The 25287-nt window shown below is 44.9% G+C and carries 26 protein-coding genes; 2 read left to right on the top strand and 24 right to left on the bottom strand.

What is annotated here, in order from left to right; genetic code table 11:
• Window positions 1-1545 carry a threonine ammonia-lyase, biosynthetic gene (gene ilvA, locus QQ041_RS11840; RefSeq protein WP_146492791.1) on the top strand — a complete coding sequence of 515 codons (1545 nt, stop codon included), beginning with the start codon at window positions 1-3 and terminating at the stop codon, window positions 1543-1545.
• Between the two features lie 97 nt (window positions 1546-1642).
• Here ilvA and punR read toward each other — a convergent pair whose 3' ends face one another.
• Window positions 1643-2557: a DNA-binding transcriptional activator PunR gene (gene punR / locus QQ041_RS11835; RefSeq protein WP_017058788.1), complete on the bottom strand. Its 915-nt coding sequence runs from the start codon at window positions 2555-2557 to the stop codon at window positions 1643-1645.
• A 163-nt stretch (window positions 2558-2720) separates the two neighbouring features.
• On the opposite strand from punR, the gene punC reads away from it, so the two are divergent.
• Window positions 2721-3932, top strand: a complete 1212-nt coding sequence (punC, locus tag QQ041_RS11830) for a purine nucleoside transporter PunC (RefSeq protein WP_146492792.1) — start codon at window positions 2721-2723, stop codon at window positions 3930-3932.
• A gap of 71 nt (window positions 3933-4003) precedes the next feature.
• On the opposite strand, the gene QQ041_RS11825 is transcribed toward punC, so the two are convergent.
• The 23 genes from QQ041_RS11825 to QQ041_RS11715 all read right to left on the bottom strand — a co-directional run bounded on the left by QQ041_RS11825 (window position 4004) and on the right by QQ041_RS11715 (window position 25159).
• Window positions 4004-5629, bottom strand: a complete 1626-nt coding sequence (locus tag QQ041_RS11825; protein WP_285953992.1) for a sensor domain-containing diguanylate cyclase — start codon at window positions 5627-5629, stop codon at window positions 4004-4006.
• Between the two features lie 220 nt (window positions 5630-5849).
• Entirely contained in the window at window positions 5850-7208 is a 1359-nt protein-coding gene (gene glmU, locus QQ041_RS11820; protein WP_017631548.1) for a bifunctional UDP-N-acetylglucosamine diphosphorylase/glucosamine-1-phosphate N-acetyltransferase GlmU, read from the bottom strand.
• A gap of 183 nt (window positions 7209-7391) precedes the next feature.
• Complete coding sequence (locus QQ041_RS11815; protein ID WP_004735742.1) at window positions 7392-7814, bottom strand: F0F1 ATP synthase subunit epsilon; 423 nt, start codon at window positions 7812-7814, stop codon at window positions 7392-7394.
• A gap of 18 nt (window positions 7815-7832) precedes the next feature.
• The gene (atpD, locus tag QQ041_RS11810) at window positions 7833-9236 is read right to left on the bottom strand and encodes a F0F1 ATP synthase subunit beta (RefSeq protein ID WP_048610850.1); all 1404 of its coding nucleotides are present in this window, start codon (window positions 9234-9236) and stop codon (window positions 7833-7835) included.
• Window positions 9237-9270: 34 nt separating this feature from the next.
• On the bottom strand, window positions 9271-10137 hold the full coding sequence (gene atpG, locus QQ041_RS11805) for a F0F1 ATP synthase subunit gamma (RefSeq protein WP_016794171.1): 867 nt from the start codon (window positions 10135-10137) through the stop codon (window positions 9271-9273).
• A gap of 48 nt (window positions 10138-10185) precedes the next feature.
• Window positions 10186-11727, bottom strand: coding sequence for a F0F1 ATP synthase subunit alpha (gene atpA, locus QQ041_RS11800; RefSeq protein ID WP_076654330.1), 1542 nt, complete (start codon window positions 11725-11727; stop codon window positions 10186-10188).
• Between the two features lie 13 nt (window positions 11728-11740).
• A complete protein-coding gene (atpH, locus tag QQ041_RS11795; RefSeq protein ID WP_086712399.1) occupies window positions 11741-12274 on the bottom strand; it encodes a F0F1 ATP synthase subunit delta in 534 nt (177 codons plus the stop codon).
• Between the two features lie 15 nt (window positions 12275-12289).
• Window positions 12290-12760 carry a F0F1 ATP synthase subunit B gene (gene atpF / locus QQ041_RS11790; protein ID WP_010433231.1) on the bottom strand — a complete coding sequence of 157 codons (471 nt, stop codon included), beginning with the start codon at window positions 12758-12760 and terminating at the stop codon, window positions 12290-12292.
• Between the two features lie 58 nt (window positions 12761-12818).
• The gene (gene atpE, locus QQ041_RS11785) at window positions 12819-13076 is read right to left on the bottom strand and encodes a F0F1 ATP synthase subunit C (RefSeq protein ID WP_004411110.1); all 258 of its coding nucleotides are present in this window, start codon (window positions 13074-13076) and stop codon (window positions 12819-12821) included.
• A gap of 50 nt (window positions 13077-13126) precedes the next feature.
• A complete protein-coding gene (gene atpB, locus QQ041_RS11780) occupies window positions 13127-13924 on the bottom strand; it encodes a F0F1 ATP synthase subunit A (RefSeq protein ID WP_009848124.1) in 798 nt (265 codons plus the stop codon).
• 8 nt (window positions 13925-13932) lie between these two features.
• Complete coding sequence (locus tag QQ041_RS11775) at window positions 13933-14322, bottom strand: F0F1 ATP synthase subunit I (protein ID WP_060983471.1); 390 nt, start codon at window positions 14320-14322, stop codon at window positions 13933-13935.
• Window positions 14323-14514: 192 nt separating this feature from the next.
• A complete protein-coding gene (locus QQ041_RS11770; protein WP_146492794.1) occupies window positions 14515-15396 on the bottom strand; it encodes a ParB/RepB/Spo0J family partition protein in 882 nt (293 codons plus the stop codon).
• 23 nt (window positions 15397-15419) lie between these two features.
• Complete coding sequence (locus tag QQ041_RS11765) at window positions 15420-16193, bottom strand: ParA family protein (protein WP_019825554.1); 774 nt, start codon at window positions 16191-16193, stop codon at window positions 15420-15422.
• 14 nt (window positions 16194-16207) lie between these two features.
• Complete coding sequence (gene rsmG, locus QQ041_RS11760; protein WP_017058801.1) at window positions 16208-16840, bottom strand: 16S rRNA (guanine(527)-N(7))-methyltransferase RsmG; 633 nt, start codon at window positions 16838-16840, stop codon at window positions 16208-16210.
• Complete coding sequence (mnmG, locus tag QQ041_RS11755; RefSeq protein ID WP_146492795.1) at window positions 16840-18735, bottom strand: tRNA uridine-5-carboxymethylaminomethyl(34) synthesis enzyme MnmG; 1896 nt, start codon at window positions 18733-18735, stop codon at window positions 16840-16842. The genes rsmG and mnmG overlap by 1 nt, the downstream gene beginning before the upstream one ends.
• A 482-nt stretch (window positions 18736-19217) precedes the next feature.
• The gene (mioC, locus tag QQ041_RS11750; protein ID WP_146492797.1) at window positions 19218-19652 is read right to left on the bottom strand and encodes an FMN-binding protein MioC; all 435 of its coding nucleotides are present in this window, start codon (window positions 19650-19652) and stop codon (window positions 19218-19220) included.
• A gap of 50 nt (window positions 19653-19702) precedes the next feature.
• Window positions 19703-21064 carry a tRNA uridine-5-carboxymethylaminomethyl(34) synthesis GTPase MnmE gene (mnmE, locus tag QQ041_RS11745; protein WP_285953991.1) on the bottom strand — a complete coding sequence of 454 codons (1362 nt, stop codon included), beginning with the start codon at window positions 21062-21064 and terminating at the stop codon, window positions 19703-19705.
• Window positions 21065-21194: 130 nt separating this feature from the next.
• The gene (yidC, locus tag QQ041_RS11740) at window positions 21195-22817 is read right to left on the bottom strand and encodes a membrane protein insertase YidC (protein ID WP_060983466.1); all 1623 of its coding nucleotides are present in this window, start codon (window positions 22815-22817) and stop codon (window positions 21195-21197) included.
• Between the two features lie 2 nt (window positions 22818-22819).
• Complete coding sequence (gene yidD, locus QQ041_RS11735; RefSeq protein WP_004735802.1) at window positions 22820-23077, bottom strand: membrane protein insertion efficiency factor YidD; 258 nt, start codon at window positions 23075-23077, stop codon at window positions 22820-22822.
• Entirely contained in the window at window positions 23044-23367 is a 324-nt protein-coding gene (rnpA, locus tag QQ041_RS11730; RefSeq protein WP_017055478.1) for a ribonuclease P protein component, read from the bottom strand. The genes yidD and rnpA overlap by 34 nt, the downstream gene beginning before the upstream one ends.
• A 45-nt stretch (window positions 23368-23412) precedes the next feature.
• Window positions 23413-23547, bottom strand: coding sequence for a 50S ribosomal protein L34 (rpmH, locus tag QQ041_RS11725; RefSeq protein ID WP_004735800.1), 135 nt, complete (start codon window positions 23545-23547; stop codon window positions 23413-23415).
• Between the two features lie 206 nt (window positions 23548-23753).
• Window positions 23754-24491, bottom strand: a complete 738-nt coding sequence (locus QQ041_RS11720) for an amino acid ABC transporter ATP-binding protein (protein ID WP_048610829.1) — start codon at window positions 24489-24491, stop codon at window positions 23754-23756.
• Window positions 24488-25159, bottom strand: a complete 672-nt coding sequence (locus QQ041_RS11715) for an amino acid ABC transporter permease (RefSeq protein WP_009848134.1) — start codon at window positions 25157-25159, stop codon at window positions 24488-24490. The genes QQ041_RS11720 and QQ041_RS11715 overlap by 4 nt, the downstream gene beginning before the upstream one ends.
• Between the last annotated feature and the right edge of the window lie 128 nt (window positions 25160-25287).

Below are 25287 nucleotides of genomic sequence, written 5' to 3'. Positions count from 1 at the left end.
ATGAGTGATGACACCTCCAGTCCCCAAAAACAAACTGGCGCAGATTATCTGCGTCAGATCCTGAGAGCGCCGGTTTACGAAGCGGCAATCGTGACACCTCTACAGGATATGCCACGTTTAAGCGCGCGCATTGGAAATCAGGTGCAGCTTAAGCGAGAAGACCGCCAGCCGGTGCACTCGTTCAAGCTACGTGGCGCCTACAACATGGTATCAAGCCTTTCTGAGCAGCAAAAAGCCGCAGGTGTGATTGCTGCATCGGCGGGTAATCATGCTCAAGGTATGGCGCTGTCCGGTTCAAAGCTTGGTATTCAAACCACAATTGTGATGCCAAAAACCACACCAGACATCAAGGTTGATGCGGTGCGTGGCTTTGGTGGTAACGTGGTTCTACATGGCAGCAACTTTGATGAAGCGAAAGCCGAAGCAGAACGACTTTCCGCTGAGCACGGCTATACCTTTGTTCCTCCCTTCGATCACCCATTGGTGATCGCAGGGCAAGGTACGATGGGCATGGAGATGCTGCAGCAAAACGGTCACATGGATTATATCTTTGTACCTGTTGGTGGTGGTGGCTTAGCGGCAGGTGTTGCTGTGTTAGTAAAACAGCTGATGCCAGAGATTAAAGTCATTGCAGTAGAACCAGAAGATTCGGCTTGCTTGAAGGCAGCTCTCGATGCTGGTGAACCAGTAGTACTGGATCAGGTCAGCATGTTTGCTGATGGTGTGGCGGTTAAACGCATTGGTGAAGAGACATTCCGTCTGTGTCAGCAGTACATCGACGGTCACATTGCCGTGTCTAGTGATGAGATCTGCTCGGCGGTGAAAGACATCTTTGAAGACACTCGTGCGATTGCCGAACCTTCAGGAGCGCTTGCTCTAGCTGGCTTGAAGAAGTTTGCAGAGCAGAACCAACTGCAAGACAAACAATTGGCAACGGTACTGTCAGGTGCTAACACCAACTTCCATGGCCTGCGCTATGTGTCTGAACGTTGTGAGTTGGGTGAGAAGCGCGAAGGCCTGCTTGCGGTCACTATCCCTGAGCGACAAGGGGCATTCCTAGAGTTCTGTAATATTATTGGTGGTCGAGCGGTGACTGAGTTTAACTACCGCCAAAACGACGAAAGCCTAGCGAATATCTTCGTTGGTGTACGTCTACAAGGAGGACAAGAAGAACTCGAGCACATCATCAATGACCTACGTGACGGTGGCTACCCGGTTGTCGATCTGTCTGATGATGAGATGGCAAAACTGCACATTCGCTACATGATTGGCGGTAAACCATCGAAACCACTGAAAGAACGTCTGTACAGCTTCGAGTTTCCAGAATACCCAGGTGCATTGATTAAATTCCTTGATACCTTAGGTACTCACTGGAATATCAGCCTGTTCAACTATCGTAACCACGGTGCCGATTACGGTCGCGTATTGTGTGGCTTTGAGCTTGGTGATGATGATTTGGCTCAGTTCTCAACACATCTACGAGAGCTTGGCTATCAGTGTAAAGATGAAACCGATAACCCTTCCTACAAGTTCTTCTTGTCTTAAGAGTTAACGACCGAATCAAAAAGAGCGAGTATTTACTCGCTCTTTTTGTGGATGAAGATTCAGCTCAAACTTGAAAAGGATCTTCTCGCTAAGATCATTAGATCGCCTTGCGATGATCCAGCCAATCTTGATGAAGTTGTTCACTCGATCCTAGGTACTTGACCATCCATTCGATCAGCTTATGGTTATCGTCTTTTCGCCACACCAAACAACAATGACTCTGCGGGCTCGGTTCAGGCAGTATTTTCTCCACCAGTAAGCCTTGCTCGATAATAGGTGCAGCAATGTGTCTTGGCATATAACCCACCCCTACTCCATTTTTAAGACATTCAATCGCGCTATACCAGTTGGGTAACAACAGGCGTCTTTGATTTGAGTAGTGGCCAGTGTGTCGCTTAGGGAGCACACTAGAGGTATCGTCCAAACATATCGCGGGATATTGGCTAACAAACTCTTCATTGAGGTTTTGCTCTCGCACACACGGATGACTTGGCGACATTACAAACGCCCAATCTAACCGTCCCATATCTTTAACCTCAAAGTCGCCACCAACCGGAATCGCAGAGGTTGCGCCAATCACGATATCCGCTCTGCCCTGTGCTATCGCTTCCCAAGAGCCGTTGAACACCTCCATGTTGATCTGGAGCTCTGCAAACTCAAAGGTTTGGTAGAACTCTTCAATCATCGGCTTCATCTTATCGAGCTTAACCACGTTATCGAGCGTTAGGCGCAAGGTTTTCTTCCAACCACGAGCCGCGCGGCGAGTCTGGGCACTGACCTCTTCCATCTGTCTCAACAACGCACGAGCCTCTTCAATGAACAACTCACCAGCAGGTGTCAGCTCAACCTTTCTCGGTAACCGTCTGAAAAGTAGAACATCCAGTTCTTGCTCAACCTGTCTAACACCGTAGCTGATCGCAGACGGTACTTTGTGCAACTGTTCAGCAGCTGCGGTAAAACTACCCAAGCGAGCGACAGTATCGAGCATTTCTAAAGAGGATTTAGAGAACATAAGCCTTCAAATTTTTTGATTGATAACTACATATTTTAGCGTTTTATTTTATCAGGTCTGAAAAATAGAATGTCAGCATAAATAAACAGGGGCTTTAACTTCTGTATATCAAACAATTTTTTTGATGATAAAAACATCACTACCTTTAGCTTAATGGCATCTTATGAATATTTCTAAATTTCAATTGGTCTACCTTGCAGTTCTTTCAATGCTTGGCTTTATTGCGACCGATATGTACCTTCCTGCATTTAAGGCAATGGAAGTTGATTTCGCAACCGGCCCGGAGCAGATTGCTCTATCTCTAACCGTATTCCTTGGCGGTATGGCAATGGGTCAGCTTCTTTGGGGTCTGGCAAGTGACAAGTATGGTCACCGCAATACGCTGGCGGTTGGTCTTGTAATCTTTACGGCAGCTTCATTCGGCTTAGCATTCAGCACCGAGGTATGGCACCTACTGACACTACGATTCATTCAAGCAATCGGTGTATGTGCTCCGGCGGTAATCTGGCAAGCCATGGTTATCAAGCGTTACTCACAAAGCAGTAGCCAGCAAATTTTTGCAACCATCATGCCTTTGGTCGCACTATCTCCTGCACTAGCACCTCAGCTAGGTGTTTTACTTGCGGATAGCTTTGGCTGGCATAGTATCTTCATCACATTAACCTTGATGGGTGCACTGCTAGTGGCGACAACAATGGCTCAGCCAAAAGAAGCGCCTGAAGTAAAGCAGACATCGATTAAGACAGACATCAAGATGTTGCTTAAATCAAAACCTTACATGGGTAATGTTTTAATGTTTGCTTCGGCATCTGCAGCGTTCTTCGCTTACCTAACGGGTATGCCAGAGATCATGGCTCAACTAGGTTATGAAGCAAAAGACATCGGCCTAAGTTTCATCCCACAAACAATCGCATTCATGGCGGGTGGTTACTTCGGTAAGCAAGCGGTGAAGAAGTATGGCGATAGTATTGTACTAAGAAACCTTATTGGTTTGTTCAGCGTAGCAGCGATGCTTATCTTTATCGCATCACAGTGGGAACTGACTTCCATCTGGCCTCTACTTGCGCCTTTCTGTTTGATTGCTGTAGCAAATGGTGCACTTTACCCAATCGTAGTTAACCGTGCCCTATCAAGCGCTAAACAGAGCCCAGCAACAGCTGCTGGTCTACAAAACAGCCTGCAAATCAGCATCAGTGGCTTATCAAGTGCATTGGTAGCGGCAATGGCTAGCCAAGCATTAAGCGCAACAGGTATCGCAGTTGTGATTTGTTTGGGTGCATTGTGGGTTGGCTACATTGTTTCGAACAAAGAGCTTTCAGAACACTTCGCTACGCCAGACAACTCTCGAGTAGTAGCAGACGAGAAACAAGACTAGTTCCTCGTTTAACGAAAACAAAAAAGAGCGAGATTACTCGCTCTTTTTTTATATCTAAATTCAGTCTCAGTTTAAGACAATTTCGAAGCAGCTTCACCGTCGACAATTTCTAACGCTGGCGCTTTATGGCGGCTATATTCATCATAGTTAACCACTCGGCTGCGGCCCATGTCTTTCGCCATGTACAAAGCGTTATCGGCCATCTTAACCAAAGACTCGGTATCAGATGCTGGCTTAGGGTAAGTAGCTACACCTATCGAAACACCCAACTGACCTAATGACAAACCTTTATGTTCAAGGTGCATCGAACGCACAGCATCACACAAGGTTTGACCAAACTCAGTCGCTTCTTGCATTGAATAATGTGGAAGCAGTACCGCCAACTCCTCACCACCTAATCGGCAAGCAATCTCATCTTCACTGACGCTCTGTTTAAGTAACGCACTGATCTCTTTTAATACGAAATCACCTGCATCATGACCAAAGTTGTCATTAAAACGTTTGAAGTGATCCAAATCGAGCATCAATAGCGATAATGGCTGTTCGCTGGTGGCCGAATTCATTGAGTGCTCTTCCAGTTTCTGCTCAAAGAAACGACGGTTGAATAAGCCAGTAAGAGGGTCGCTCAATGCTTGTGAGCGAAGCTTCTCTTGTAAGCTCAAGTTAGCTAATGCTAAGCCTAAATGCTCTGAAACACTGAAGGCTAATTGCTCGGTAATGGGATCAATCTTGATGTCACCAACACCGAAATAAAGGTGCATGATGCCGATGGTGTTGCCATGTGCCGTCAACGGAATACACAAGGTTTGGTTGTTTTCCATCTCATGCATGTGACCACAGGTTAACGAGTGGAAATCATCATTCGATTGATGTGCACGTCCTTTACGTAGTGACCAACACTCTTCTGGAGCAAAGCTCGCGCTTCCCGGCCAAGTCTCTCCCCAATCGAGCTGAGTGATCAACTGGTTACGCGATGCACGCATCAAAGAAACACTGCCGTTCACGTTACCGAGAATTCGCGGCAAGATATCCGAAACGATCTGTTGTGCCTCGACCATGTTATTACATGCAGCAAGCATATTCGCGAGGCGGTGCATCAACTCGATTTCATGGGTTCGTTGGCGAATGCGCTCGTCTTGCTTTTTCTGTTCTTCTTCCACTCGATGAACAATTTGGCGATTACTCACGTAAGAGGTGCCAATCAAGAAGCTCAAACTCAACACAACCATACCAACCAGAATCCCCATCAATTGGAAGTTCATCTGTTTCAGTTGATGCATCGGTGAAGAGATAACGATAACGAAACTGCTACCGTTCATGGATTCTTTATGGGAGTAATAGATACGATCAACCGAAGTGACCGTACTAAAACGCACGTCACTGCCGAAGCCTGTTTTTAGAGCTTGTTGAAATTCAGGTCGATCGCTGTGGTTTTCAACGCCTGCAAGCGCATGATCAGAAAGGTCCGTATCCCCAATCACAACACCATCAGGATTAATAACCTGAATTCTTAATCGTGTACTAGCTTGGGTAAGATTACCAATATAATCATCAATATCTACGCCTTCCGAGAATAAACGACTATCTTCACGGACCTCGAACACGACATCTGACATCAAAGAGACAAGATGATCACGCTCATTTTCAACAACCAACTTTTCCAGCGTTACATAAAAGCCATAGAGACCTATTAACATTGAAAAAGACAAAATAATGATCGGCAATGTTTGCCATTTCTTTTCAACCAATATCACCGTACATCAACCTATTTATACCGAACCACAGCCCGAATATTAACAATCTATTAAAAAAATACAATTGCCAAATTGATTATTTTGTTAGCAGTGAGTGGCCGATACAAAAAAGCCAGTAGCGATGCTACTGGCTTTCATAAAAATATATTTTGAACGTTAGAGTTTACTTCTTAGTTGGACGTTTCCAATCAGCAATCTTACGTTCTTTCGCACGGCTGATAACCAACTCATTTTCAGAAACATCACGTGTTACTGTAGAGCCAGCACCAACAGTTGCACCATTACCAATCGTAACAGGCGCGATTAATTGACTATCTGAACCAACGAATACGTCGTCGCCAATGATGGTCTTAAACTTATTCGCACCATCGTAGTTACAAGTAATTGCACCCGCACCCACGTTTACACGCTGACCAATTTCAGCATCGCCTAAATACGTTAAATGATTCGCTTTAGAACCTTCACCAAGGCGAGTGTTCTTTACTTCAACAAAGTTACCAACGTGCGAATCGTTACGCATGTCTGCACCTGGACGTAGGCGAGTAAATGGACCAACCGTACAGTCTTCACCGACCGTTGCGCCTTCAATTACGCTGTATGGGCGAATGATGGTGTTATCATCAATCTCACAGTCTTTCAACACGCAGCCGGTACCGATAACCACGTTATCACCAATGCTTACGCTGCCTTCGATGATAACGTTGGTGTCGATTTCAACGTCCATACCACATTGCAGTTCGCCACGTAGATCAAAGCGGCTAGGATCGCGTAACATAACGCCCTGCTTCAATAATTTGTCAGCTTGTTCTGCTTGGTAAGCACGCTCTAGACGAGCCAGTTGAGAGCGGTCGTTAACACCTTCTACTTCAATTGGGCTTACTGGGTGCACAGCTTCAACCGCACGACCTTCATCGTGAGCGGCTGCGATAACGTCAGTCAGGTAATATTCACCCTGTGCGTTGTCGTTGCTTAAACCAGACAACCAACGCTTCAGATCACCACCAGTCGCCACCATAACGCCAGTATTGATCTCTTTGATAAGCTTCTGCTCATCCGTTGCATCTTTCTGCTCAACGATAGCCACAACAGGTCCATTACGACGAATAATGCGACCGTATCCCATTGGGTTGTCTAGCACGACCGTAAGTAGCGCGATACCACCGTTTGGTTGAGCGTCTAATAGGTTTTCAATGGTTTCAGGTGAAATCAGTGGAACATCACCGTATAGCACCAATACTTTTTCATCATCAGCGAAATGTGCAGATGCTTGATCCACAGCGTGGCCTGTACCCAGCTGCTCAGCTTGCAGTGCCCAATTTACAGATTCTTCAGCTAGAGTAGCCTTCATCTGATCACCACCGTGGCCGTAAACCAGGTTGATATTTTGAGCGCCTAAACCATTACATGTATCGATAACATGCTTCACCATTGGCTTACCTGCAAGCGTATGCAGAACCTTTGGTGTGTTTGAATACATGCGAGTGCCTTTGCCCGCCGCGAGAATTACCGCGCTAAACTTCATTGTAAACCTATCCAACGTTATTTTTATTAAGCCGATATTGTAACCGTTTTTGGCCAAAAAATTAAATCGCAATAACCATTTAACCAGTAGTGATACGTAAAAGAGGCATTTTTGAGAATCTAGAAATGCAAAAAGGCGACCCTTAGGTCGCCTTTATCTCAGAGTCTATAATCTTATAAAAGATTAGCGACGCTGTTTTGTCAGTTCGATAACTCGTAACTGAGCAATGGCTTTAGCCAGTTCACCGGCCGCTTGTGCGAAGTCTATGTCGCCATGCTGATTTTGGATATTCTCCACAGCCTTGCGTTTAGCTTCTTCCGCCTTTGCTGCGTCTAGCTCTTCACCACGGATAGCTGTATCAGCCAGTACAGTCGCTGTACCAGGCTGAACTTCTACCATACCACCAGAAACATAAATGATTTCTTCGTGGCCGTGCTGCTTAACAATACGCACCATACCAGGCTTGATAGCGGTCAGCAGTGGAGTATGACCATGGAAAATACCAAGCTCACCCTCACTACCGGTCACCTGAAACGTCTCAACAAGGCCTGAGAAAATTTGTTTCTCTGCACTTACAACGTCTAGGTGAAAGGTTATTGCTGCCATATCGCCTCCTAGTTAGCCTTATAGCTTCTTAGCATTCTCGATAGCTTCGTCAATTGCACCACAGTACATGAACGCTTGCTCTGGAATGTCATCGTATTCACCAGATAGAAGACCTTGGAAGCCACGTAGAGTCTCTTTAAGAGGTACGTAAACGCCTGGGTCACCTGTAAATACTTCCGCTACGTGGTAAGGCTGAGTTAGGAACTTCTCAATCTTACGAGCACGAGATACAACTTGCTTATCTTCTTCAGATAGCTCGTCCATACCTAGGATAGCAATGATATCTTTCAGCTCTTTATAGCGCTGAAGAGTAGACTGAACGCCACGAGCGATGTCGTAGTGCTCTTGTCCAACTACCAATGGATCCAGTTGACGTGAAGTAGAATCTAGCGGGTCGATCGCTGGGTATAGACCCATAGATGCGATGTTACGGTTAAGTACAACCGTTGCATCCAAGTGAGCGAACGTTGTTGCTGGAGACGGGTCAGTCAAGTCATCCGCTGGTACGTATACCGCCTGTACAGACGTGATAGAACCAGATTTAGTTGACGTGATACGCTCTTGTAGAACACCCATTTCTTCAGCTAGTGTAGGTTGGTAACCTACCGCAGAAGGCATACGACCTAGAAGTGCTGATACTTCAGTACCTGCTAGTGTGTAACGGTAGATGTTATCAACGAACAGTAGAACGTCACGACCTTCGTCACGGAAGCGCTCTGCCATTGTTAGACCAGTCAGTGCAACACGTAGACGGTTACCTGGTGGCTCGTTCATCTGACCGTAAACCATCGCTACTTTTGATTCTTCAGGTTTTTCGATGTTTACAACACCTGCTTCCTGCATCTCAAAGTAGAAATCGTTACCTTCACGAGTACGCTCACCTACACCTGCAAATACAGATAGGCCTGAGTGTTGAAGTGCGATGTTGTTGATAAGTTCCATCATGTTAACGGTCTTACCTACACCAGCACCACCGAATAGACCGATTTTACCACCCTTAGCGAATGGACAAATTAAGTCGATTACTTTAACACCAGTTTCTAGAAGAGCTGTCTCGTTAGACTGCTCTTCGTAGCTTGGAGCTTCACGGTGAATGGCGTAATGCTCTTCAGCACCAATCTCGCCACACTCATCAATCGCGTCACCTAGGACGTTCATGATACGACCCAATGTCTTAGTACCTACTGGTACTGAGATTGGAGCGCCAGTATTTTCAACTGTCAAACCACGACGTAAACCATCAGAGCTACCCATTACGATTGCGCGAACTACGCCACCGCCAAGTTGTTGCTGAACTTCAAGAACGAGACGTTCTTGTACTTCATTAACATTCAGAGCGTCGTATACACGAGGTACTTCACCCTGTGGGAACTCTACGTCGACTACCGCACCGATGATCTGTACGATCTTACCTGTAGCCATCGTTAATCCTCTAACTATTTAGTTTTACCTAAGCTTAAACCGCAGCTGCGCCTGAAACGATCTCAGAAAGTTCTTGTGTAATCGCCGCTTGACGCGCTTTGTTATACACAAGTTCTAAGTCATCAATAATGTCACCAGCGTTATCTGTTGCTGATTTCATTGCAATCATTCGAGCCGCTTGCTCACAAGCAAGGTTCTCAACCACACCTTGGTACACTTGAGATTCGACATAGCGAACCAATAGTGCATCTAGTAGTGGTTTTGGCTCGGGCTCATAAATGTAGTCCCAAGAATGACTGCGTTTCATTTCTTCGCTGTCTGATTTAGGCAAAGGAAGTAATTGATCGATCGTTGGTTCTTGAACCATAGTGTTTTCAAACTTGTTGAACACTACGAACAGGCGATCTAATTCGCCTTCATCATATTTCTTCAGCATAACGCTTACAGAGCCAATCAAGTCTTCAAGGCTTGGACGATCGCCCAGACCAGAAACTTGAGCTGCTACTTTCGCGCCGCTGTTGTTGAAAAATGCTGTCGCTTTTGAACCTACAATTGCAAGTTCAACGTCAGCACCTTTCTCAGACCAATCTTTCATGTCGTTCATGGCTTTTTTGAACAAGTTAATGTTCAAACCACCACAAAGACCACGGTCTGTAGAAACGATGATGTAACCAACACGTTTGGCTTCACGTTCCTCAAGATAAGGATGCTTATACTCGAGGCTACCATTAGCCAAATGACCGATCACTTTACGCATTGTTTCTGCATATGGACGAGTAGCTTCCATTGCGTCTTGAGAACGACGCATTTTTGAAGCTGCTACCATTTCCATTGCTTTCGTAATCTTCTGTGTGCTTTTAACACTACCGATTTTATTACGTATCTCTTTTGCGCCGGCCATCGTTACTCTCCGTTAATGGTATGAGGTGGCCCTAAGACCACCTACCAATTACCAGGTCTGGGTTGCCTTGAAATCGTCAACAAGCTTCTTCAGCTCAGCTTCGATTTCTTTATTGAAAGCACCCGTTGTGTCGATCTGTGTTGCTAGATCGGCATATTGACCACGAGCAAACGACAGTAAAGCAGCTTCAAAGTCTAGAACTTTAGAAAGTTCAACGTCTTGAAGGTATCCACGCTCTGCAGCGAAGATTACTAGAGCTTGGTCAAATACAGACATAGGAGCGTACTGCTTCTGCTTCATCAGTTCTGTAACTTTTTGACCGTGGTCTAGCTGCTTCTTAGTCGCTTCATCAAGATCCGAAGAGAACTGAGCAAATGCTGCAAGTTCACGGTATTGAGCTAGAGCAGTACGGATACCGCCAGATAGCTTCTTGATGATTTTAGTCTGCGCCGAACCACCTACACGAGAAACTGAGATACCAGGGTCAACAGCTGGACGTACGCCCGCGTTGAATAGCTCAGTTTGTAGGAAGATCTGACCATCAGTAATCGAGATTACGTTCGTTGGTACGAATGCAGATACGTCACCAGCTTGCGTTTCGATGATAGGTAGAGCAGTTAAAGAACCAGTCTTGCCTGTCACTTCGCCGTTAGTGAATTTTTCTACGTATACTTCGCTTACACGAGCAGCACGCTCTAGTAGACGAGAGTGAAGGTAGAAAACATCACCTGGGAACGCTTCACGACCTGGTGGACGCTTAAGTAGTAGCGAGATTTGACGGTAAGCTACAGCTTGCTTAGATAGATCATCATAAACAATCAGTGCATCTTCACCGCGATCACGGAAGTATTCGCCCATCGCACAACCAGCATACGGTGCAAGGTATTGCAGCGCTGCAGATTCAGAAGCAGATGCAACAACAACAACAGTGTTTGCTAGTGCGCCGTGCTCTTCTAGTTTGCGAACTACGTTAGCAATAGTCGACGCTTTTTGGCCGATAGCTACGTAGATAGAGAAAATACCAGAATCTTTTTGGTTAATAATCGCATCGATCGCCATTGCTGTTTTACCAGTCTGACGGTCACCGATTACTAGTTCACGTTGACCACGACCGATAGGGATCATTGAGTCAACCGACTTGTAACCAGTTTGAACAGGTTGATCTACCGATTTACGGTCGATTACACCTGGTGCGATAATTTCTACAGGCGAAGTCAATTTAGCTTCGATTGGACCTTTACCATCAATTGGCTCACCTAGCGTGTTTACAACACGACCAAGCATTTCAGGACCTACTGGTACTTCTAGAATACGACCAGTACCTGTAACTTTCATGCCTTCCTGTAGGTCAGCATACGGGCCCATTACAACAGCACCAACCGAATCACGGTTCAAGTTTAGTGCTAGAGCGTAACGGCCACCCGGTAGTTCGATCATTTCACCTTGCATCACGTCCGCTAGGCCGTGGATGCTAAGGATGCCATCGCTTACAGAAACGATAGTACCTTCATTGCGAGCTTCACTAACAACGTCGAAAGATTCAATACGTTGTTTAATTAGATCGCTAATTTCAGTGGAATTAAGTTGCATGCTCCAATCCCCATTAAGACTGCAATGCATCGCTCAGGCGGTCTAAACGACTGCGCGCTGAGTTATCGATGACTAGGTCTCCGGCTCGAATAATAACTCCACTAAGTAGAGTCTCATCTATACTGCAATTCAGCTGAACTTTGCGCGCTAAGCGCTGTTCCAATTTGCTGCTGATCTCTGCGCGTTGTTCTTCAGAAAGTTCTACCGCTGAAGTTACTTCAACGTCGATCTCTTTCTCATACTCTTGTTTGAGCAATAAGAACTGTTTACAAACATCAGGAAAAGCCATCAAGCGGCCATTCTCTGCCATCACTTTAATCAAGTTCTGACCGAATTCATCAAATTGTTCGCCACAAATTACAATGAATACTTCAGCTAATTTTTCAGCAGTCATAGAACCGCTTAATAAATTATGAACATCATCATTTTGTGCCACTTCGGCAGCAAAAGTAAGCATCTGACCCCATTGGTCTAGCTCACCTTTATCTACCGCAAAGTCAAACGCTGCTTTAGCATAGGGGCGTGCGATTGTAGTCAAATCAGACATATACAGCCCCTTGCTTTAAAGTTTTGCAGTAATGTTGTTAAGAAGATCATCGTGTACATCTTTATCGATTGTACGCTCAAGGATTTTCTCAGCACCAGCTATAGCCAGAGTTGCGACTTGTTTGCGCAGGTCATCACGGGCACGTGTACGCTCTGCTTCAATTTCTGCTTCAGCTTGCGCTAAGATTTTCTGGCGTTCTGCCTGAGCTTCTTCGCGAGCTTCATCAATAATTTGAGCTTTACGTTTGTTTGCCTGATCAATAACCTCAGTTGCAGTGCGCTTTGCTTCTTTCATTTGCTCAGAAGCGTTGGCTTGTGCCAGGTTCAAGTCTTTAGCAGCGCGTTCAGCGGCTACTAGACCGTCAGCAATTTTTTTCTGACGTTCTTCAATTGCTTGCATGATTGGTGGCCATACATATTTCATGCAGAACCAAACAAACAATGAAAAAGCAATTGCTTGACCTAACAGAGTTGCGTTCATATTCACAACAGCTACCCCTCGTTAAGAATCAACTACAAAAATTTAATTAACTATTAAGAGTTAATTAGCCTGCTAGTTGACCAACAAATGGGTTAGCAAACGTGAATAGTAGTGCGATTACGATACCGATCATTGGAACAGCATCCAGTAGACCAGCGATGATGAACATCTTAACTTGTAGCATTGGAGCCATTTCAGGTTGACGCGCAGCGCCTTCTAGGAATTTACCACCAAGAATAGCAAAACCAATTGCAGTACCTACGGCACAAAGACCAACAATAATAGCAACAGCGATTGCTGAAAAACTTAGTACAGTTTCCATTTACGTTCTCCGATTAACATTAATAGTTAGAATAAAGCTTAAAAATTTTTTTAGTGATCACTATCTTCATGAGCCATTGATAAGTAAACGATTGTCAACATCATGAAAACAAACGCTTGAATCAAAATAACCAAGATATGGAAGATAGCCCAAGGTAGTGCACCTACCCATTGTAAATACCACGGTAGCATTGCCGCGATAAGAATAAACACCACCTCACCCGCAAACATATTACCAAATAAACGCATACCTAGAGATAGTGGCTTCGCTAGTAACGAAATTACCTCAAGTACCAAGTTAAATGGAATCATGATTGGGTGATTAAATGGATGCAGTGCCAATTCTTTAGCAAATCCGCCTAGACCTTTTACTTTGATGCTGTAGTAGATCATCAGAGCAAAAACACCTAAAGCCATTGCCATTGTTATATTAACATCAGCAGTAGGAACCACTTTCAAGTAAGGGATACCTAGCCAATGCTCTGCAGGATATGGTAAGAAATCAATAGGCACTAAGTCCATCAAGTTCATAATGATAATCCAGCAGAATATAGTCAGTGCTAGTGGGGCAATCAGAGGGTTGCGGCCATGGAAAGTTTCTTTAACGTTGTCACCAACGAATTCCACTACCATTTCAACAAAACACTGAAGCTTACCAGGTACACCTACTGTTGCTTTCTTAGCGACTGAGCGAAAAACCCAAAGGAATAACATCCCTGTCAACACCGAAAAAAACAGACTGTCTATATGTACGTTCCAGAAACTTGTCTCCTCTACAAGACCAAACTTAGCTAAAGAAAGGTTTTGTAAATGGTGTTCAATGTATCCGGATGCTGTTGGCGCAGCCATAACTCATCCTATTTTTTATTGTTAATGAAAAGCACTGGCGCAAAGATATTAATACCTAGAACCAGTAAATAGGTCAGTTTGAGGGGAATTAATTCCACCTGCATATACATGTAGACAATAGAGAATAGTAGAACTGTGATTAGAATTTTTAGCGCTTCGCCTGCATAGAACGACGCCGCAACTAACTTAGTTGCGCGAGCTCCACAAAATAGGAAAGCACACACACAAAAAACTACATTCGCGATGACAAAAATACCGCCACCGATTAATGCAGCAAAACCCCAATCAGGATTAACAGCTAAACCTAACCCTACCGCCACTAATATAACCGCGCTAAGCTCGATCAATAACATTTGCTTTGCAAGCACTCGTCCTGGTCTTGCTAACGCCGCTACCATGTATTCGTTCCTCTTTTAAGCCCACTTTACCACTCGCTTAAAAGCGTGCCGAGAAATTGGCGAAAATTATACGTTCAGCCAAATTGATTGCAACAACAACGCAGCAATCATTTACATTTTTGCATACAAACCGACAACTTTTGTACGAAATCACTTTTTTATTACATAATTGACCTAAATCAATTATCTCATTTAGTACTCTAGTTTAGCAATAAGTTGCTCTAATTTGTGAGGCTCATCAAGAGTAATTATTACTTTTGACTTACCGCTAACAGAACGAGTGACTGAAACATTTGCTTGCAATTTTTCCGTGAGTCTTCGTGAAAGTTCGATAGCTTCTGTGTCTTCAGGCTTCGATTCTGGCTCAACGTCTGGTTTTAAACACTTTTTAACAAGCTGCTCGGTTTGACGCACGGTCATTTTTTTGGTCGCTGCAGTGTTTGCTGCTTCAACCTGGGTATCACCTTCAAGCGCAAGCAATGCTCGAGCATGCCCCATTTCCAGTTGTTTATTTGAAACTAAACCTTTTACTTCATTTTCTAATTGATTTAGACGTAATAAGTTACTAACCGTCGCTCTCGATTTACCAATCACTTCAGCGACTTGTTGGTGTGTCAGTTCAAATTCGTTCTGTAAGCGCTCTAGCGCTTGTGCTTCTTCGATGACATTCAGGTCTTCACGCTGAATATTCTCAATCAATGCCATCGCGATCGCAGCCTTGTCTTCGACTCTCTTGATCAGACATGGCACTTGTTTAAGGCCTGCTTGACGAGCTGCTCTCCAACGGCGCTCACCAGCAATAATCTCGAACTGGTCGTGTGCCAATGGGCGAACAACGATAGGTTGGATAATGCCTTGAGATTGAATTGATGCAGCCAGCTCTTCTAGCGCTTCAGGCGCAATATCCTTACGCGGTTGATATACACCAGGCTTCAAGCAACCAACAGCCAGTTCGATAAGCTCACCATCAGCCGACAACGCCTGACTATGAGAAGCAACTTGCTGTTTTTCACGAGCCAATGAGCTAGTTGCAAGCAATGCATCTAGCCCTTTTCCTAAACCACGCTTAGACATTGAGCGAATTCCTTTGATTGGACCTATACTGGGACTTCTTCACGACGCAACATTTCGCCTGCAAGAGCAAGATAAGCCTTAGCTCCTGCGGAATATTTGTCGTAGTACATTGCTGGCTTGCCGTGACTTGGGGCTTCTGCCAGACGCACATTTCTAGGGATCACAGTTCGGTAGACTTTGCTACCAAAGTGTTTTTTGAGTTGATCAGATACTTCGTTCGATAAGCGATTGCGAGGATCGTACATAGTACGCAGAAGACCTTCGATCTTCAGGTTCTCGTTTACAACAGCCGCTAGCTTACTGATGGTATCCATCAATGCAGTCAAACCTTCCAAAGCAAAGTATTCACATTGCATAGGAACCAATACGGAGTCGGCCGCAGCCATCGCGTTGATTGTAAGAAGGTTTAATGATGGTGGGCAATCAATAAAGATGAAATCATAGTTATTGCGAATGGATTCGAGTGCATTTTTTAAACGAACTTCACGAGCAAACACTTCCATCAACTTGATTTCTGCTGCAGTAACATCACCGTTCGCGGCGATGAGGTCATAATTGCCAGACGTACTTCGGCAAACTACTTCATCAAATGGGGTGTCTTCAACCAACAAATCGTAAGCAGTTGCTTCAACTTGATACTTGTCGACACCGCTCGCCATAGTGGCATTACCTTGAGGATCGAGGTCAACAACCAATATCTTGCGTTTTGTTGCCGCCATTGATGCTGCTAAATTAATGCAAGTTGTTGTTTTTCCTACGCCACCCTTTTGGTTGGCAATTGCTACGATTCTACCCACTATGGCCTCGCTGATTATCCCTGACGCGATAAAGTAACTAGATGACGCTCTCCATCAAGCTCTGGCACTTGCAAAGCTTTAATGTCTGTCACTGAACACCATTCAGGTAACAGGTCGATTTCATCTCTAGGATGTTGTCCCTTAAGAGCCAAAAATACACCGGATTGCTCTTTAGGTAAATGGTGACACCACTCTACCATGTCTGTCATTGACGCAAATGCGCGACTGAGCACTGCATCAAACTTTTCTTCTGGTTGAAACTCCTCAACGCGACTTTGAACCGGTACCACGTTGTCGATACCCAATTCATGAATCACCTGTTTGATAAAACGAATACGCTTACCTAGGCTGTCTAGCAAGTAAAACTCGCAGTCTGGATTCATGATTGAGAGCGGAATCCCAGGAAGACCAGGTCCCGTGCCAACGTCGATAAAGCGCTTGCCTTGTAAGTGAGTGCTAACAATGATGCTATCTAAGATATGTTTCACCATCATTTCTTGCGGGTCACGAACAGATGTTAGGTTATAAGCTTTGTTCCACTTATTCAGTAACTCAACGTAGCCAACCAATTGGCCACGTTGTTTTTCAGATACTTCAAGTTCAGTCTGGCCAATCAGGTGATCCAGTTTTTCGCGTAATGCGCTCATTATGCTTCCTCACCCTTTTTCAACAGGCCGTGTTTTTTCAAGTAGACCAACAGAATTGAGATTGCTGCAGGTGTAATACCTGAGATTCGCGAAGCAATACCAATTGAGTCAGGCTTAGCTGTCGTTAGTTTAAGAACCACTTCGTTAGAAAGTCCTTTCACCTTGCTGTAATCGATATCAGCAGGCAGTTTGGTGTTTTCATGACGCAGTGATTTTTCAATTTCGTCTTGTTGACGCTGAATGTAACCATCGTATTTCACTTGGATCTCAACTTGCTCAGACGCTTGTTGATCTTCCAATGCAGGACCAAAACGATCCAGTGCGGTTAGCTGTGAATAAGTCATTTCCGGGCGACGAAGAAGATCTTCACCGCTCGCTTCACGAGACATTGGTGTTTTCAGAATTTGGTTCAGTTGATCAATATCTTCAGATTTTGGATTAATCCATGTTTCTTTCAGACGTTGACGCTCCTTCTCCATGTTTTCCATCTTCTCGTTGAAACGAGACCAACGAGCGTCATCGACAAGGCCAAGTTCACGCGACTTTTCAGTCAAACGGATATCAGCATTGTCTTCACGAAGCAGCAAACGGTATTCCGCACGAGACGTAAACATGCGGTAAGGTTCTTTGGTACCCATGGTCGATAGGTCGTCAATAAGCACGCCCATGTAAGCTTGGTCACGACGCGGACTCCAGCCTTCTTTGCCTTGAGTAAACAAACTCGCGTTCAGACCCGCCATTAAGCCTTGTGCAGCTGCTTCTTCGTAGCCAGTGGTACCGTTGATTTGACCCGCAAAGAATAGACCTTTGATAAACTTAGTTTCGTAAGTCAGCTTAAGGTCGCGAGGATCAAAGAAATCGTACTCAATCGCATAGCCAGGGCGAACGATATGAGCATTTTCAAAACCCTTCATCGAACGAACAATTTGAACCTGTACATCAAAAGGCAGACTGGTAGAGATACCATTCGGGTATAGCTCATGAGTCGTTAGACCTTCAGGCTCAATAAAAATCTGGTGGCTGTTCTTGTCAGCAAAACGCATCACTTTGTCTTCAATTGAAGGACAGTAGCGAGGGCCAATACCTTCAATAACACCCGCATACATTGGGCTACGATCGAGATTAGCGCGAATTACGTCATGCGTATTTTCATTGGTATGCGTGATGTAACATGGAATTTGACGAGGTTGTTGAGCTCGGCTACCCATGAACGAGAAAACAGGCGTCGGATTATCACCGTGCTGAACCTCAAGCTCAGAAAAATCAACGCTACGCGCATCGATACGAGGAGGTGTACCTGTTTTCAGGCGATCAACTCGGAATGGAAGATCACGAAGACGGTCAGCCAGTGCGATCGATGGTGGATCGCCAGCACGACCACCAGAAGAACTTTCCATACCTATATGGATCTTTCCACCTAGGAATGTGCCCACAGTCAGAACCACAGCTCTTGCGCGGAACTTAAGACCCATCTGTGTTACCACACCCACCACTTGATCCTGTTCAACGATCAAGTCATCAACCGACTGTTGGAACAAAGTCAGGTTTGGCGTGTTTTCAAGAACGTTACGAACAAAAGCTTTGTAAAGTGCGCGGTCAGCTTGTGCACGAGTAGCACGAACTGCTGGGCCTTTTGATGCGTTCAATGTTCTGAACTGAATACCTGCATGATCAATAGCTTGCGCCATTAATCCACCCATTGCATCGACCTCTTTTACCAAGTGGCCCTTACCGATCCCGCCAATAGCTGGGTTACAAGACATTTGTCCTAATGTATCGATATTATGAGTAAGTAATAACGTACTTTGACCAGTACGTGCAGATGCGAGTGCGGCTTCCGTTCCTGCATGGCCACCACCAACAACGATGACGTCAAATTTTTCGTGATAAAGCATGAACCGACCTCAGGTATTCAAACGTTTTCTAGATTGATAAAAAGGAGCGATATTCTACCTGTTTTCATAGCCTGAGAAAACGTTTTTGGGATTTTTCGAAAAAGCTGTTTTTAATTAATATAGATAAGATCTTTAAGGAGATCTTTTATTAGATCTATTATTAGGATCGAGGTCATCTGTGGATAACTCGAAAATGATCAACGAGATCATGGATCTTTTTTGGATCAAATGATGTGATCTAACTTTGATCAGGATGAGGATTAGCTGGGATCAAAATAGCTACTTATTCACAGGAGGAAATTAGTCTAAAACTTGTTATTTGGATAACTATAGGTTAATCACCGTATATGTATGATCTTATCCACAGAAGAAATTGAGAATAGATCGCTAATTTTCGATGTTTTTGAAAAAAAGTTATTCACAATCGCGTTGTTCAGAGACAAAAAAAGCGGCATAAGCCGCTTTTTGAGAGAAGGTAGAGGTTAAAACTGGTCGCTATGATCGTTAAACCACGCTTCTGCAGCGTCTTCTGGTACCGGAGTTTCCAATACATCGATGGTAAAACAGTCACAAATAGGTTGAGCACCGAGCTCTTTCATCTGGCTGTGGGCTGATTTACCCGCCAAGCAGAAGGTATCGTAACTCGAATCTCCAAGCGCCACGACAGCAAAGCGAACCTGGCTTAAATCTGGAGATTGCTGGGTCAGTCCGTCGATAAATGGCTTAATATTATCTGGAAATTCGCCAGCACCATGAGTAGAAGTCACCAGCAACCAAAAACCTTGTTGGGGGATGTCATTGTATTCAGGTTGATTATGAAGGCTTATCTCATGACCTTGTTCTTCAAGAAGATCATTAAGGTGATCGCCAACGTACTCAGCACCACCTAAGGTGCTACCTGTAATAATGTGGATCATTAAGCTGTCCTTACTAAAGAAAAAGGCCAGCATGAGCTAGCCTTTAAAGGTTATTTACCAATACAGAAAGAGGTGAAGATACGGCCGAGTAGGTCATCGGAGCTGAACTCACCAGTAATCTCGTTAAGGTGTTGCTGCGTTATACGTAGCTCTTCTGCCAAGATTTCACCTGCCATATAGCCTTCGAGCTGTTGCTGACCAATATCTAGGTGCTCAGATGCGCGTTCTAGGGCATCTAAGTGGCGACGACGTGCCATGAAGCCACCTTCATTACCGCCAGCAAAGCCCATGCAATCTTTTAAGTGATTACGTAGTGCATCAACGCCTTGTCCCGTTTTTGCTGACAGTCGAATCAGAGTTGGATCATTAACATGGAAAATTCCAAGATCTTCACCTGTTTGATCGGCTTTGTTACGAATCACGGTCATTCCGATATTATTCGGTAGACGATCAACGAAATCGGGCCAGATATCTTTCGGGTCGGTTGCATCGGTAGTGGTACCATCGACCATAAATAAAACGCGATCGGCTTGGGCAATTTCTTCCCAAGCGCGTTCAATACCGATTTTTTCTACTTCATCCGAGGCTTCACGCAGGCCTGCGGTATCAATAATGTGCAGTGGCATACCATCAATATGGATATGTTCACGCAGTACATCACGCGTGGTACCAGCAATATCAGTCACAATCGCGGAGTCTTTACCCGATAATGCATTCAGTAAGCTCGACTTACCGGCATTAGGACGACCTGCAATCACCACCTTCATGCCTTCGCGCATGATGGCACCTTGATTGGCTTCTTGGCGAACCGCTTCGAGGTTGTCGATGATAGCTTGTAAGTCAGCACTTACTTTACCGTCAGCAAGGAAATCAATCTCTTCTTCTGGGAAGTCGATAGCGGCTTCAACATAGATGCGTAAGTGAATCAGAGAATCCACCAGCGTATTAATGCGTTTTGAAAACTCACCTTGCAGCGATTGCAGGGCTGATTTCGCCGCTTCTTCTGAACTGGCATCAATGAGGTCGGCAATGGCTTCTGCTTGGGTTAAATCCATCTTGTCGTTCAAGAAGGCACGCTCCGAAAATTCACCTGGGCGTGCTGCGCGTAGCCCTGGAATCGCGAGGATGCGTTTGATGAGCATATCCATTACCACAGGGCCACCGTGGCCTTGTAGCTCTAATACGTCTTCACCGGTAAACGAGTGCGGGTTAGGGAAGTAAAGCGCGATGCCCTGGTCTAGCTCTAAACCATCGTGAGATTTAAAAGGGGTGTACTCAGCGTAACGTGGTTTCAGCACTTTGCCGGTAACTTCAAGCGCAACTTGGGCTGCTTGTGGGCCTGAAACGCGAATAATACCGACGCCGCCACGGCCGGGTGCAGTCGCTTGAGCAACAATCGTATCTGTAGTCATAGTTGTGCCTGCTAGCATGTGAAAGCCAAAAAGGGGCGCTCACGATTAATCAATTAGCTGAATTGTAATCAGCTAAAAACAAAAAGGCGACCTTTTGGTCGCCTTTCTTTATCTCTTTCTATTATCGAACTTACTTAGAATGTAAGCCTTTCTTTTCCAGCGCGCGGTAGATAAGCGTTTGCTGAATCAGAGTTACGATGTTCGATACTAGCCAGTAAAGAACCAGACCTGAAGGGAAGAACAGGAAGAAGAATGTGAACATAACCGGCATAAAGGTCATGATCTTCTGCTGCATTGGATCCGTTACAGTTGTCGGGCTCATCTTCTGGATTAGGAACATTGAAGCACCCATCAGAAGTGGCAAGATGTAGTATGGGTCTTGTGCTGAAAGGTCAGTAATCCAACCGAAGAACGGTGAGTGACGCAGTTCAACAGACTCCATTAGTGCCCAGTATAGCGAAATGAAGATAGGCATTTGTAGAAGGATAGGTAAACAGCCACCTAGTGGGTTTACTTTCTCTTTCTTATAAAGCTCCATCATTTCTTGGCTCATGCGTTGACGGTCGTCGCCAATACGCTCACGCATTGCAGTCAGCTTAGGCTGAAGCATACGCATTTTCGCCATAGACGTGTACTGAGCTTTCGTTAGTGGGTACATAGCACCACGAACGATGAAAGTTAGACAGATGATTGCCAGACCCCAGTTCACAACGATGCCTTGAATGAATGAAAGCAGAGTATGAAGTGGTTTAGCAATAAACCATAACCAACCGTAGTCAACTACTAGGTCTAGGTTTGGTGCAACAGCAGCCATTTGGTCTTGAAGTTTAGGACCAACCCAAAGCGTTGCTTTGAAGCTTGCTTCGTCGCCAGTAGCAATGGTCTTGTTCGGCATGCGAACACCGATATCGCCAAGGTTACCAATTACACGAGTGTAAAGGTTGCTGCCTGCTTCGTCGCGTGGAATCCAAGCACTTGCAAAGTAGTGCTGAATCATCGCTGCCCAACCTTGACCGTTTGCTAGGTTAAGAGACAGGTTGCGATCTTGCATATCGTCGAAGCTGTATTTTTTGTAACGCGTATCTTCCGTAGAGTAAGCACCACCACGGTAAGTTGGCATTGTTAGGCTACCACCGTCATCCATAACGTTTTGACGTAGGTGAGCGTACATGCCGAATGTTGCGTTATTGCCAGAGTTGTTGATTACATCGTATTCAACGTCAATCGCGTAGCTGCCGCGTTTAAGTACGAATGTTTTTGTGTAATCAAGGCCGTTCGCTTGGTAAGTCATTGGGATGCGTAGTTCATCTTGACCTTCAGCTAGCGTAAAGCTATCTGCTGAAACCGTGTAGCTAGGGCGGTTAGTGCTGCTTAAATCGATACCTTGAGGACCCACTAGACCGCTTTGAGCGATAAATTGGTGACCTGGTTCATTTTTAAGAAGAACAAACGTATCTTCAGAATCGAACTCAGCAGAGTAATCGTTTAGGTTTGCTTTAACGACATCACCACCAACCGTATCAATTGACAGAGTCAGTACATCAGTTGTTACTGTGATAGTTTTAGCAGAAGAAGCAACTTGACCAGGAGCCGGGTCTAGATCATCTGCATAAGATGGCGCTGGTAGGGTGCTGCCAGATTGTGCCTGCTCAACCGCTTGTGGTGCTGGATTCTGAGCTACGTTCCATTGTTGGAACAGTAGGAAAGAAACCAAAGCCAATGCGATTAACAGGATATTACGTTGAGAATCCATCGTTATTTATCTCTGTCTTGTTTTTGGACTGGTGGAACGGGGTCAAAGCCCCCTTCGTTCAAAGGATGGCATTTTAATAGACGTTTGCCTGATAACCAACACCCTTTTACAAAACCGTGAGCTTTCAACGCTTCTATCGCATATAAAGAGCAGGTTGGAGTAAATCGGCAGCGTGGGCCGATGAGTGGACTAATAAACCATCTATAAAAATAGATGGGTATTAGCGCTATCCACGCGAAGGGCGAGACAGGCGAAGCCATAATTTGTCGAGTAGCTTGAACATTTCTTCATTGCTTAAATCTTGCGCGCTCTTCTTAGCGATTACAACAAAATCTTTGTTAGGAAGTTTGTGTTGAGTGTTACGAAAGCTTTCACGAGTAAGACGCTTGAATCGGTTACGACCCACGGCGGTTTTAATCTGCTTTTTCGGAACGGCTAATCCAAGACGAGGATTTGAAAGAGAGTTATTTCGGGCAATGATGGTGAAATGAGGGGAGCCTGCTCGATGAGCTTGCTTGAAGACATTTTGATAATGTTCGGGAGTTAACAAGCGTAACTCCCGACCGAAGGCTAGCTTATTCAAAATAATCAAAGATTACTTAGAAAGACGCTTACGGCCTTTTGCACGACGTGCATTGATTGTTGCGCGACCGTTCTTAGTAGCCATGCGAGCACGGAAACCGTGAGTACGCTTACGCTTTAGAACTGTAGGTTGAAAAGTGCGTTTCATTGTAATTACCTTACTGATCAGTAGTTTTAGGTTTTTGTTAAACCCGGCGTGGGCATTTTTTCTCTTCTTTATATAAGAAAGGAAAACCGACGCCTCTCAACAAAGAGGCGGAATTGTAATCACTGTCACAAAAAGTGTCAATGATTGGGTTAACTAAAATTCCGGTCGGGGGATTATACGTAGAATAACTAAAATCACAAGGATCCTTAGTCGATCCCAACCTTATTTAAGAATTTTTTTAATTTAGGATCCTGTGGATTACCAAAAATATCCTGTGGAGATCCCTGCTCGACAATATGACCGTCAGCCATGAAGATCACTCGGTCTGCGACCTCTCTAGCGAACTGCATTTCATGGGTAACCACCAGCATGGTTTGGTGCTGATTTGCCAGCTTTTTCATTAGGTTAAGCACTTCGCCAACCCACTCAGGATCGAGCGCTGAAGTCGGCTCATCAAACAATAATAGCTCTGGTTGTAGTGCCATTGCACGGCCAATACCCACCCGTTGTTGTTGGCCACCTGAGAGAGCGGCTGGGTAGCTATCACCTTTGTCACCTAAGCCAATATCATCAAGTATTTGTTGTGCTTTTTCATGGGCTTGCTGCTTTTTCCAACCACGAACAGTAATTAAACCTTCAGCAATATTCTGTCTCGCGGTTTGGTGAGCGAACAGTGCATAGTTTTGGAACACAAAACCGGTCTTACGACGCAGTGCAAGCACCTCTGCCTTAGTGTGTTTCTGAGTATCAACCTTGATGTCATCAATCGAAATCGTGCCTTGATCGGCTTGCTCTAGAAAATTCACACAACGCAGTAGGGTAGACTTACCAGTGCCACTTGAACCTATGATGACAATTATCTCACCTTGTTTGATTTCTAGGTCGATCCCTTTCAAAACTTCGGTGTCACCAAACTGCTTGTGGATATTTTGTAATTTGATCATCGTACATATGCCTTATTCAGTTTCACTTCGGCCCAGATTTGAATACGAGTGAGGATAACCACCACGCCCCAGTAAATCAGCGCCACCGCTAAGAAAGCCTCGAAGAAGCGGAAACTTGAAGAAGCCTCCATCTGAGCTTTAGCCATGATTTCGGCGACACCTAGGGTGAATGCAAGTGAAGTCGATTTAATCATGTCGATGAAGTAGTTCATCAATGATGGCAGTGCCACGCGAGTTGCTTGTGGCAAGATCACGCGACGCATTGCTTGACTGGTGGTCATACCTACCGAAAGGCTGGCTTCCATCTGGCTGCGATCAATACCGATAATCGCGGCACGAATACTTTCTGCCATATACGCGGCAAAGTGCAGGGTTAAGCCAATCACAGCAGCGCTGAATGCATCCAATCCAACCATCCACGGGAATACTTGTGGTAAGCCATAATAAAGGAGGAACAGCTGTACCAACAATGGTGTTCCTCGGAAGAAGCTAATGTACAGTTGGCTCAATTGGTCGAGTACTGGGATTTTGAATACACGAATATTCGCCAGTATCAGAGACAGGATCAGAGCAAAGAACAAGCCCCAAGTCGCCATCTCCATCGTGGTGCCTAAATACTTCAGTAGTATCGGCAACAGCTCTAGCATGTAATTAAAGTCAAATCCCATAATCTATCTCGTATTTTTATTGGAAGTGTTGTTCTATTTGGAAGTACTGTTTTATCAGGTTTTTTAATCAGTGCACAAAAGCAAAAAGCCCACCGCTGTATAAAGCAGTGGGCCTTGAATGGTGAAAG

It is taken from the genome of Vibrio sp. TMPB1044 (assembly GCF_030442075.1).
GTDB classification, from domain to species: domain Bacteria; phylum Pseudomonadota; class Gammaproteobacteria; order Enterobacterales; family Vibrionaceae; genus Vibrio; species Vibrio satsumensis.
The sequence above is the reverse complement of the archived record's forward strand: the minus strand, read 5'-3'. Positions and strand labels throughout refer to the sequence as shown.